The organism is Ruegeria sp. YTSA144, assembly GCF_059610125.1.
Genome location: NZ_JBXWNA010000005.1, coordinates 102,070 through 113,304, shown reverse-complemented (window position 1 = coordinate 113,304; position 11,235 = coordinate 102,070). Strand labels below are relative to the sequence as shown.

11 protein-coding genes are annotated in these 11,235 nt (G+C 58.7%); all 11 read right to left on the bottom strand.

Annotated features, from left to right (window positions below; translation table 11 throughout):
* Positions 1 to 7 precede the first annotated feature (7 nt).
* On the bottom strand, positions 8 to 1,672 hold the full coding sequence (locus AC2FF8_RS12475) for an ABC transporter permease (RefSeq protein WP_480685587.1): 1,665 nt from the start codon (positions 1,670 to 1,672) through the stop codon (positions 8 to 10).
* A 122-nt stretch (positions 1,673 to 1,794) separates the two neighbouring features.
* Entirely contained in the window at positions 1,795 to 3,012 is a 1,218-nt protein-coding gene (locus AC2FF8_RS12470) for a phenylacetate--CoA ligase family protein (protein WP_170345772.1), read from the bottom strand.
* 19 nt (positions 3,013 to 3,031) lie between these two features.
* Positions 3,032 to 3,865, bottom strand: a complete 834-nt coding sequence (locus tag AC2FF8_RS12465; protein WP_496879840.1) for an ABC transporter ATP-binding protein — start codon at positions 3,863 to 3,865, stop codon at positions 3,032 to 3,034.
* A gap of 109 nt (positions 3,866 to 3,974) precedes the next feature.
* Positions 3,975 to 5,258 (bottom strand): ABC transporter substrate-binding protein, encoded by a 1,284-nt coding sequence (locus tag AC2FF8_RS12460; RefSeq protein ID WP_257599763.1) that lies wholly within the window; start codon positions 5,256 to 5,258, stop codon positions 3,975 to 3,977.
* 74 nt (positions 5,259 to 5,332) lie between these two features.
* Positions 5,333 to 6,409 (bottom strand): branched-chain amino acid ABC transporter permease, encoded by a 1,077-nt coding sequence (locus AC2FF8_RS12455; RefSeq protein ID WP_257599762.1) that lies wholly within the window; start codon positions 6,407 to 6,409, stop codon positions 5,333 to 5,335.
* A gap of 3 nt (positions 6,410 to 6,412) precedes the next feature.
* Entirely contained in the window at positions 6,413 to 6,670 is a 258-nt protein-coding gene (locus AC2FF8_RS12450) for a hypothetical protein (RefSeq protein WP_170345775.1), read from the bottom strand.
* Positions 6,670 to 7,104, bottom strand: a complete 435-nt coding sequence (locus tag AC2FF8_RS12445; protein WP_425079426.1) for a hypothetical protein — start codon at positions 7,102 to 7,104, stop codon at positions 6,670 to 6,672. Before AC2FF8_RS12445 ends, AC2FF8_RS12450 begins: the two co-directional genes overlap by 1 nt.
* Positions 7,091 to 8,077, bottom strand: coding sequence for a branched-chain amino acid ABC transporter permease (locus AC2FF8_RS12440; protein ID WP_496879839.1), 987 nt, complete (start codon positions 8,075 to 8,077; stop codon positions 7,091 to 7,093). Before AC2FF8_RS12440 ends, AC2FF8_RS12445 begins: the two co-directional genes overlap by 14 nt.
* A gap of 29 nt (positions 8,078 to 8,106) precedes the next feature.
* Positions 8,107 to 8,925: an ABC transporter ATP-binding protein gene (locus AC2FF8_RS12435; protein WP_496879838.1), complete on the bottom strand. Its 819-nt coding sequence runs from the start codon at positions 8,923 to 8,925 to the stop codon at positions 8,107 to 8,109.
* Entirely contained in the window at positions 8,915 to 9,178 is a 264-nt protein-coding gene (locus tag AC2FF8_RS12430; RefSeq protein ID WP_496879837.1) for a hypothetical protein, read from the bottom strand. Before AC2FF8_RS12430 ends, AC2FF8_RS12435 begins: the two co-directional genes overlap by 11 nt.
* Positions 9,175 to 11,118, bottom strand: a complete 1,944-nt coding sequence (locus AC2FF8_RS12425; RefSeq protein ID WP_496873244.1) for an AMP-binding protein — start codon at positions 11,116 to 11,118, stop codon at positions 9,175 to 9,177. Before AC2FF8_RS12425 ends, AC2FF8_RS12430 begins: the two co-directional genes overlap by 4 nt.
* Between the last annotated feature and the right edge of the window lie 117 nt (positions 11,119 to 11,235).

The following is an 11,235-nucleotide window of genomic DNA, read 5'->3' as shown; positions in this document are numbered from 1 at the left end:
ACAAGTGTTACCGTCGGCCGACCTGACGGCAGATCAGGATTACAGGCAGCAGACCTACGGCCAGAATGACCAGCGAAGGCACAGCTGCGCCCTCCAATCTCTCGTCCGAGGCCAATCGATATGCCTGCACCGCCAACGTGTCGAAATTGAACGGGCGCATGATCAGCGTGGCGGGAAGCTCCTTCATCACGTCAACGAACACGATCAGCAGAGCCGTCAACAGAGACGGGGTCAGAATGGGCAGGTGAACACGCCGCAGTGTTCCCAACGGCGTCTGACCAAGTGAGCGGGCTGCGGCATCCATATTGGCGTGCACCGTGCTTTGGCCACCCTCATATGCGCTGAGCGCAGCAGCCAGGAACCGCACCATGTAGGCAGCGACCAGCAGCCAGATCGAACCTGTAACCAACAGCCCCGTGGACACGTCGAAGGTCTGCCGCATCCACACATCCAGCGCGTTGTCAAAGCTCGCGAAGGGGACGATCAAACCAACCGCGATGACACCACCGGGCACGGCATATCCCAGACGCGCCATATAGGCGGTCGCAGACGAGGCGCGCCCGGGTCTCAGACGTTGAAAGAACCCGACGCTGATCGCCGCAAAAACGGTGATGACCGCCGCCGTACCAGCAAGGATCAGCGAATTCTGAATGAAGCCGATATAGCGCTGCGACAGCAGGTTCTGTTCGGATTCCAGGCCCATCTCGACCAAAATGATGACAGGCAGCAAGAATCCGAAAAGAACAGGTATCGCGCAAAGCAGGAATGCGCCACAGGCCCGCAGGCCCGTCAGATTTGCCGCCGGTTGCGCCACATGCTGTTTCCCGGCCTGATAGTATTTTGCCTTGCCGCGCTGGGTGCGCTCGGCCACGGCCATGATCAGGGCAAAGACCAGCAGGCACAGCGCAAGTTGTGCAGCCGCCGCTCGGTCGGCCATGGAAAACCAGCTTGTGTAGATCCCGGTGGCAAAGGTCTGCACGCCGAAATACGACACGGTTCCGAAATCAGCGATGGTCTCCATGACGGCCAGCAGAACGCCGCCTGCAATGGCAGGCCGCGCCATTGGCAGTGACACGCGCCGAAACGCCAGCCATGGATTGTTGCCCAGCGCCCGCGCCGCCAGAAATGCGGTCGCGCTTTGTTGCAGGAACGCAGCCCGCGCAAGAAGATAGACATAAGGGTAAAGCACCAGGATCAACATGACCGCCGCACCCTCGGTCGAGCGGATTTCCGGGAACCAATAGTCGCGCGGGCCCCAACCGGTTACATCACGCAGCGTGCTTTGAACGATGCCTGGGTGATCCAGAATGAAGGTGTAGGCATAGGCAAGAACATAGGCCGGAAAGGCCAGCGGAAGGACCAGTGCGATCTCTAGAAACCGCACTCCGGGAAAACGGGTCATCGTTACCAGCCAGGCCGCCCCGGTGCCGATACTGAACGTGCCCGCCGCGACCAACACCACCAGAATCAGGGTCGTCACGATATAGCCGGGCAGCACCGTCTCCATCAGGTGCGAAATCGTGTCCGTTCCCCCGGTCACAGCCGCCAGGACCACGGCGATCATGGGCAACAGACACGCGGCAGCCACGACATAGGCGATCCCCGCCAGCAGTCGGGTACCACGCACACCGCGATTGCGCGATCCATTCTGTGAAAACTCGATTTCGGCCATCATCCCGGCTTGTGATTGGCAAAGGCGAAGGGTCCGCCTTTAATCGACCAAAAAGCTCGGAAACACCAGTGCATCGGTCAACAAATCTGCGGCGCAAACTGCCGCAGACTTGAAAAAGGCCATTATTCGTAGACGCGCTGATCCTCGATCACCACCCCGTCCCGGGGAAGGGATCCGGGGGCCACGACCTCGATCGCGCCCTTCAGCTTCAACACCTCGGCCACCGACTTGGCGTATGCCGGGTCGTCACCGCGCGGGCTTTCAATCCGGACTGTCATCGTGTCCATCTCACCCTGACGGGCTGCGATAACGCGGGCTTTGACGATTTCCTCGTGTTTGTCGACCAGGGCCGCTACCTGTTCCGGGCGTACGAACATCCCCTTGATCTTGGTGGTCTGGTCGGCGCGCCCCATCCAGCCTTTGATCCGGGTATTGGTCCGGCCACAGGGTGAGACACCCGGCATGACGGCCGAAAGATCTCCGGTCGCAAAGCGGATCAACGGGTAATCCGGGTTGAGAGAGGTCACGACAACCTCGCCCACTTCGCCCGGTGCTACCGGTGTACCGGTTCCGGGCGTCACGATTTCGACGATCACGTGTTCGTCGATGATCATACCCTCCATCGCAGCGCTTTCATAGGCGATGTTACCCAGATCCGCCGTCGCATAGCATTGCAGGCACGAAATACCGCGATCCGCATATTCCTGACGCAGGGACGGGAACAGAGCACCACCACCAACGGCGGCCTTGGAGAAATTCAGCGAAACGCCCATCTCGTCGGCCTTGTCCAGGATGACTTTCAGATAATCAGGGGTGCCCGCATAGGCGGTGCAACCAACGTCACGCGCGGCTGTCACCTGCAATTCGGTCTGCCCGGTTCCCGCCGGCAGAACGGCAGCACCAACAGCGCGGGCACCGTTTTCAAAGATCATGCCTGCCGGTGTCAGGTGATAGCCAAAGCAGTTCTGGACGATATCACCAGCTGCAACACCAGCGGCATGCAGGAACCGGCCCATGCGCCACCAATCGCGGTCAGTGCTGCCCGGTTCATAGATCGGCCCGGGGGACTGGAACACGTGATGGAAGTGGCGCGCGGGCTTCACGGTGAACCCGCCAAAAGGGGGGCGCTCTGCCTGCGCGCGGATCAGGTCCGATTTGCGCAGCACCGGCAACATCGGCAAATCGTCTGCCGAAACCACCTTGTTAGTGTCTGATTCAGAAAAATGTGCAGCAAACCCGGGGGCCGATGCCGCACGCTTGATCTGCTCTACCAGCGCTGCGGCCTGATCCGAAGCGCGTTCGTCCGCCGAGCGTGTTTCGAGTGCGTCGAAAAAGGTCATCGCCATATCCTCCATCCGCTCACAGCCACCTCTTGCGGCGGCGATAGGACCGCACGTCGCGAAAGCTTTTGCGGCCTTCGTCAGACATACCAAGGTAGAATTCCTTGACATCCGGGTTCTCGCGCAGTTCGGCGGCCGGGCCATCCATCACAACGCGCCCGGATTCCAGAATGTACCCGTAATGCGCAAACCGCAGGGCGACGTTTGTGTTCTGCTCGGCCAACAGGAAGGACACGCCCTCTTTCTCGTTGAGGTCCTTCACGATGCCGAAAATCTCTTCGACCAACTGCGGCGCGAGCCCCATCGAAGGTTCGTCCAGTAGGATCGTCTCGGGGCGCGACATCAATGCCCGGCCCATGGCAACCATCTGCTGCTCTCCACCCGACGTATAGCCGGCCTGCGAGCGGCGGCGTTCTTTCAGGCGGGGAAAGTAATTGTAGACCAGTTCCAGATCCCGCTGGATCGCCACGCTGCCGTCCTTGCGGGTATAGGCACCCGTCAGCAGGTTTTCTTCGACCGTCAGGTGTTCGAAACAATGACGGCCTTCCATCACCTGAATCACGCCTTTTTCCACCAAAACGGCGGGGTCGCTTTCGTGTACGTTCTGGCCACGATACTTGATCGTGCCTTTCGTGACCTCGCCGCGTTCCGAATGCAGCAGGTTCGACACTGCCTTGAGCGTGGTCGTCTTGCCCGCGCCATTGCCCCCCAGCAAGGCCGTGATACCGCCCTTGGGCACAGTCAGGCTTACGCCCTTCAGCACGAGGATCACATGGTTGTAGATCACTTCGATATTGTTGACCTCAAGCAGGGTTTCCGCCTGCACGTCAGTGGTTTGTGCCGCATCCAGCATCAGCGCGTGTCCTCATGCCTGTCCCCTTCGGGACTGTTCGTGAGGAGCGGCGGCAAACCGCCGCTCCGGTTGTCTGCACCGCCCCGGAATGTCCGGGGCGATGGGTTTATCATTCACAACGCGGTGTGATGTTGTTTTCAGCCGCATATGCGCCCGAGTCTTCTTCGATCAGCGCACTGATCACCTCGACATCGGTCGGTTTGAAATCCTGAACCGGGTTCCAGGTTCCTGCTGCCGCATCCCACTGAACGACGCCCACAAGGCCGGGGCCGCCATGGTTTTCACAGCTTACCGAGAATTCGGGTCCAAAACCTGCCATGCCCAGACCTTCCATCTTGGCATTGGTGATCTCCAGCGCTTCCATTCCGTCACGCATCATCGATGCGTCGATGTCGGCGGTTCCGTGCATCTCCTGCGCGGTCTTCACGGCTTCGGCGGCCAGCATCGCGGCATACAGACCGCGGTTGTACTGAACCGTTCCCAGCTGATCACCTGCGCCCGCGGCTTTGCCCGCATCCACAACGTACTTCTTCAGATCGTCATAGACCGGATAGTCCATACCTAGGCCGGTGAAGGTCAACGCCTTATAGCCATTGGCTTTTTCACCTGCCGGCTCAACGTCGAATTCCGCGCCCGACCACCAGACACCGATGAAGTTTTCCATCGGGAAGCGGATGTTGGCGGCTTCCTGAACCGCAACCTGGTTCATGACGCCCCAGCCCCACATGATGACATAGTCAGGCTTTTCACGGCGGATCTGCAACCACTGCGACTTTTGCTCCTGACCGGGATGGTCAACGGGCAGCAGGGTCAGTTCATAGCCATGCTTTTCGGCCAGGGTTTCAAGCGTACGGATCGGCTCTTTGCCGTAGGCAGAGTTGTGATAGACCAGCGCAATCTTCTTGCCGCTCAGATCTCCGCCATTTTCATCCAGCAGATGGTTGATCGCGCCGGATGCACCGTTCCAATAGTTGGCCGGGTAGTTGAACACATGGCTGAACACCTTGCCGTTGGCAGCCGAGGTCCGGCCATAACCCATCGTGTGAAGCGGGATACCGTCTGCCGTTACTTTCGGGATCAGCTGATAGGTGATGCCGGTTGACAGAGGCTGATAGACCAGCGCGCCTTCACCCTTGGTGGATTCATAACATTCCACACCTTTTTCGGTGTTATAGCCGGTTTCGCACTCGATAACCTTGGCCGGAACGCCACCGATACCGCCATCGCGTTCGTTCAGCAGGGTGAAATAGTCTGCATAGCCATCCGCGAACGGAATACCGCCCGCTGCGTATGGGCCAGTCCGGTAGCTGAGCGATGGGAACACCAGGTCGGCCATGACCGGACCTGCGGCCATCACGGCGCCCAGCGCCAGGGTTGCCAGTTTCTTGTTCATCGGGTGTGTCCTCCCTTGATTGATCCGATGTTGAGTTTCGGGCTTCGCACCCGTCTTTTCCTTGGGCCTGCCCCTTAGTGCGGGAACGGCCAGAGTCTGAGTTTCTCTTTCGCCACACGCCACAGCTGCGCCAGCCCGTGTGGCTCGAGGATCAGGAACATGATGATCAGCGCACCCACGATCACCAGGTTGAGGTGCGCGACGATGTCAGTGGGCCAGCCCAGCAAATCGACGCCGACAAGTTTCAGAACAACCGGCAGCAACACCAGGAAGGCGGCTCCGGCAAAGGATCCGAAAATAGACCCTAATCCGCCGATAATGACCATGAACAGCACCAGGAACGATTTCTGGATGCCGAACACCTCGCCAACCTCGACCGCGCCCAGATAGACCGCGAAGAACAGCGCGCCCGCGATGCCCACGAAGAACGAGCTTACGGCAAAGGCGGTCAGTTTCGCCTTGAGCGGGTTCACCCCGATGATCTCGGCGGCGATGTCCATGTCTCGGATCGCCATCCATGTCCGCCCTGTCGTACCGCGCGTCAAGTTGCGTGCAACGATGGCGCAGAAGGTCAGGAAAATCAGACAGAACAGATAGGTGGCCCAGGCCGATGCATTCGGACCAGTGATGATGATGCCGAACACATCCCGTTCCGGCGCGTTGATCTGCCCCGAGGCCGAATAGTTGTAGAACCACGGCACCCGGTTGAACAGCCAGACCAGAAAGAACTGCGCCGCCAGCGTCGCCACCGCAAGGTAGAACCCCTTGATCCGCAAGGATGGCAAGCCGAACAGCACACCGACGATGGCCGTTATCCCGCCGGCCAGCAACACGTGAATAAACATGCTGACATCCGGGAAAGCGGTCATCAGCTTGTAGCAGGCATAGGCCCCAACGGCCATGAACCCCCCGGTACCCAGGCTGACCTGCCCGCAATACCCCACCAGAATGTTCAAACCGATTGCCGCAATGGCATAGATCAGGAAAGGCAGCAGAAGTGCATTGGCCCAATAGTCGTTGATGATGAACGGAATGATCCCGAACGCTACGGCAAGGACGACATAGTACCGATACCGATCGAACTTGATCGGGAAAGTCTGGCTGTCATCCACGTAGGAGGTTTTGAAATCTCCGGCCTCACGATAGAACATGTCTTACTTTCCCCATTGTTCCTGCGCCCGGTTCCGGGCTTCGGCGTCCAGTTGATTGGACCCTTTGGCATATCCGCTCGCCTCCGAGGCGCGCACCAGTTTCAGGTAGGCCAGAACCCCCATGATCAGCCCCGCAAAGGCCAGGATCGCTGCAATCGTCAGTTGGCCTTCGGTCAGATCGTCCGAGGTCAGGGCGATGTAGCCAAAGGCCCAGAACCCCGCCCATGCGATCACGTTGATGATGGCGATCAGCTTGGTCATCAGTACAAAAACCCTCTGATCTTTTCGAAGTCCGTAGTTGCCCAAATATTGATCATCCGGAATTCATCTGAAGCGGTTTCGCCTGAGACCGTGAAATAGAATATCGTGTTATCACTTTCGAACATCACGACTTCACTTATGAAGTATTCGCTCTGGCGAACGCGTCTTAGGGTCACACATTTAAGTTCCCCCTCACCGGACAAACTCGAAATCTGATCTGCCAAGTTTTTCTTGGCCGCATCCTCGATTTCAAAAGACCCAAAGGCGGTATTGAAGCGCCTTTCCTGCATGCGAGTCTTGACCGTTTCCAGGCCTGCGTTTTCTGTCGGTTCACTGATTGCGGTGCATCCTGCCGAAGCGAAACCAGCGATCAAAACGGTAGCCGCAATGGAGCAAAAAAGAGGATACAGTGTTTTTAACCTAAACCCTTTCAATGATCTTCTCCCCAAACAGACCCTGCGGCCGGAACACAAGGAAGATCAGCGCCAGCACATAGGCAAACCAGTTCTCGGTTGCGCCACCGACCATCGGTCCGATTGCGAATTCGAACAGCTTTTCACCCACGCCGATGATCAGGCCGCCCACGATAGCGCCTGGGATCGAGGTGAACCCGCCCAGCATCAGCACCGGCAGCGCCTTGAGCGCGATCAGAGACAGTGAAAACTGCACGCCCGATTTGGTGCCCCACATGATGCCTGCGACCAGAGCGACGAACCCGGCCACCGACCAGACCATGACCCAGATGAAGTTCAAAGAGATGCCAACGGACAGCGCCGCCTGGTGGTCATCTGCTACCGCCCGCATCGCGCGGCCCTGCTTTGTGTATTGGCTGAACGCGACCAGCGCCGCCACCAGAAGCGCCGCGATGACCGTCGCCACGATGTCCAGATTGTCGATGAAGAAGCCATAGCCGAAGATGTTGAACGTCGTCTCATCGATCCACAGGTTGATACCCTGCGGCAGGCCCACATCCAGCGTCTTTATCTCGGACCCCCACATCAGGTCGGCGACGCCTTCCAGGAAATATGCCAGACCGATGGTCGCCATGAACAGGATGATTGGCTCCTGCCCAACCAGATGTCGCATGACGAACCGCTGCACACACCAGGCCAGCAATACCATCACAACCATCGTCAGAATGATCGCCAGCAACGCGGGCACATTCCACCCGAAATAGTGGATATGGGTGCCGAAAGTCGCGTTGATCAGGTGCGCAAACGGCACCTGCCCGTTCATGATCCCGACCAGCGTCATCGCCGCGAACAGGGCCATAACCCCTTGGGCATAATTGAAAATCCCAGACGCCTTGTAGATCAGTACAAAGCCCAGCGCGACCAGCGCATAGAGCACCCCGGCCATCAGACCGTTGAGGATGACCTCCATCGCAAATACGAGTTGTTCAGGCATGCCAGCCCCTCCCCAATTCTGCCCAGAGCTTAATCATGGCTGACCCCCAGATAGGCGTCGATAACCTCTTGGTTGTTGCGCACTTCGTCAGGCGTGCCGTCACCGATCTTCTTGCCGTAATCCATCACGACCACCCGGTCGCTCAGATCCATCACAACGCCCATGTCGTGTTCGATCAGGGCGATGGTGGTGCCAAATTCGTCATTCACGTCGAGGATAAAGCGGCTCATGTCCTCTTTCTCTTCGACGTTCATGCCCGCCATCGGCTCGTCCAGCAGCAACAGCTTGGGCTCCGCCGCCAGCGCGCGGGCCAGTTCGACGCGCTTTTTCAGGCCATAGGGCAAGCGCGACACCGGCGTCTTGCGGATGTGCTGAATTTCAAGGAAGTCGATGATCTTCTCGACAGCTTCACGGTTTTCTGTCTCTTCCTTCTCGGCCTTGCCCTTCCACAGTGCCTGCTGAAAGATATTGGTCTTCATGTACCCCAGCCGCCCGGTCATCACGTTGTCCAGAACGCTCATCCCTTCGAACAAAGCAATATTCTGGAACGTCCGGGCAATGCCCTGCTGCGCCACCTCAAAGGGCCGCATCGGCGGTCGCCTGGACCCATGGAACCAGACCTCGCCTTCCTGAGGGACGTAGAAGCCCGAGATCACGTTCAGCATCGAGGATTTTCCGGCACCGTTCGGCCCGATGATGGCGCGGATCTCGCCTTCCCGAATGTCGAACGAGATATCCTTGATCGCAACCACACCACCAAAGCGCAGGGTGATGTTCTTCATTTCCATCACCACACCGCCGATCTTGCGACCGTCTTCGGTGACATATCCTTCGGAATTATCCAGCATCATTCGCCCACTTCACAATACGGTTCAGGAAAAGGCAGCTAAGCACACCCGCTCCGACATACGCGTAGATTGCGCCGCCATCGAAAGCCTTCGCGGGATAGGCAAGGGCGCTCAGAATACCCACGATTAGGCCGATGAACCCGCTGAAAACGTAGGAATAAGCGTTCGAAACTCGCTCGGAAAAATAGACGACCGCTCCGGCACCAACACCCATCGACAGACCGACAATCAAGATTGGCAAAATGAAACTCATTCTGCGGCAACCTTGTGTTGGGCGACGGGAACAACCGGCGCATCGACGATTTCCAGCGTCGCCGAGATCGACCCCTTGCGCCCATCCTCATAGGTCACCTCGGTCGTGGTCGAAACCGTCTTGGACCCGTCATAAAGCGCGGCAATGATGTCGCTGAACTTGTCCTCGACAAACCCGCGCCGCACCTTTCGGGTCCGGGTCATCTCGCCATCGTCGGCATCCAGTTCCTTGTGCAGAACCACAAAGCGGTGCACCTGACAGCCCGACAGCATCTCGTCAGCGGCAACCGACTTGTTCACCTCTTCCACATGGGCCTTGATCGTCTCTAACACGCGCGGATGTCCCGCCAGTTCCTGATACGAGGCATAGGCCACGTTGTTGCGCTCGGCCCAGTTGCCGACCGCGGTCAGATCGATATTGATGAAGGCCACGCAGCGATCCTTGCCATTGCCGAACAGCACCGCCTCCAGAATATCCGGATAGAACTTCAGCTTGTTCTCGACATATTTCGGCGCGAACATCGACCCGTCTGCCATCTTGCCCACGTCCTTGGCGCGGTCGATGATCCGCAGATGACCCGAGCGTTCCTCGATGAACCCCGCGTCGCCCGTGGCCACCCAACCCTCGGGGTCCTTGGTTGATGCGGTCGAGTCCGGGTTCTTGTAATACTCGACGAACACGCCGGGCGAGCGATAGTAGATCTCGCCATTGTCGGCGATCTTCAGCTCGACATCCGGGGCCGGGACGCCAACGGTGTCGGCGCGCACCTCGCCGTCGGGCTGGACGGTGATGAACACGGTCGCCTCGGTCTGGCCATAGAGCTGTTTGAGGTTGATCCCCAGCGAGCGGTAGAACTCGAAGATCTCGGGCCCGATCGCCTCGCCCGCGGTGTAACCCACGCGGATCCGGCCATAGCCCAGCGTATCCTTGAGCGGCCCATAGACCAGGATGTTGCCGATCGCGTATTTCAGGCGGTCCATGAAGCCGACGGGTTGGCCATCCAGGATGCGCCCGCCCACCTTCTTGGCGTGGTCCATGAAAAAGTTGAACATCCGCTGCTTGAGCGCGCTGGCATCCTGCATGCGGATCATCACATTGGTCAGCTGGGTCTCGAAGACCCGCGGCGGGGCGAAGAAATAGGTCGGCCCGATCTCGCGCAGGTCGGTCATCATCGTGTCTGCGCTTTCGGGGCAGTTCACGCAGAAACCGCACCAGTAAGCCTGACCGATGGAAAAGATGAAATCACCAACCCAGGCCATCGGCAGATAGGACAGGATGTCTTCATTCCGGGTCAGATGATCAAATTCGGCCGAATTCCTGGCGCTTTCGATCACGTTGCGGTTCGACAGCACCACGCCCTTGGGCTTGCCCGTGGTGCCCGAGGTATAAAGCATCACGCAGGTGTCGTCATAGGTGATCTCACCGATGCGCCTGTCCAGTTCGGCGTCGAAACGCGCATGACCGGCGCTGCCCTCGGCCTTGATGTCATCAAGGGCATTCATCTGGCTGTGATCGTATTTCCGCATCCCCCGCTTGTCGGTATAGAGGATGTGTTTGACCTGATGCAGGTTTTCCTGAATCTCGATGACCTTGTCGACCTGCTCCTGATCGCCGCAGACGACATATTTCGCGCCGCAGTGTTCCAGCACATAGGCCATCTCTTCGGCAACCGCGTCCTGATAGAGAGGAACCGGAACAGCACCGACCATCTGCGCCGCAACCATTGACCAGTAATGTGCCGGACGGTTGCGCCCAATCACGGCGATGTGGTCACCCTTTTCAACGCCAAGCTCCAGAAATCCCAGCGCCAACGCGCGGATCTCGGCGGCCGTTTCCGCCCAGGTCCAGCATTGCCAGATCCCGAATTCCTTTTCGCGGTAAGCCGGGGCATCCCCGAACTGCGTCGCATTGCGATGTAGCAGCGCCGGAAGGGAGTGCATCCCCTCGGCGCCCGACTGCGTCTGAGCCAATTCTATCTCTCCTCCCCATCCGGCCCGAGTTTGGGCCGGAACGGCACCGCCGGGTCAGACCCGCGCGCCGCTGCCCCGATTAAGGAC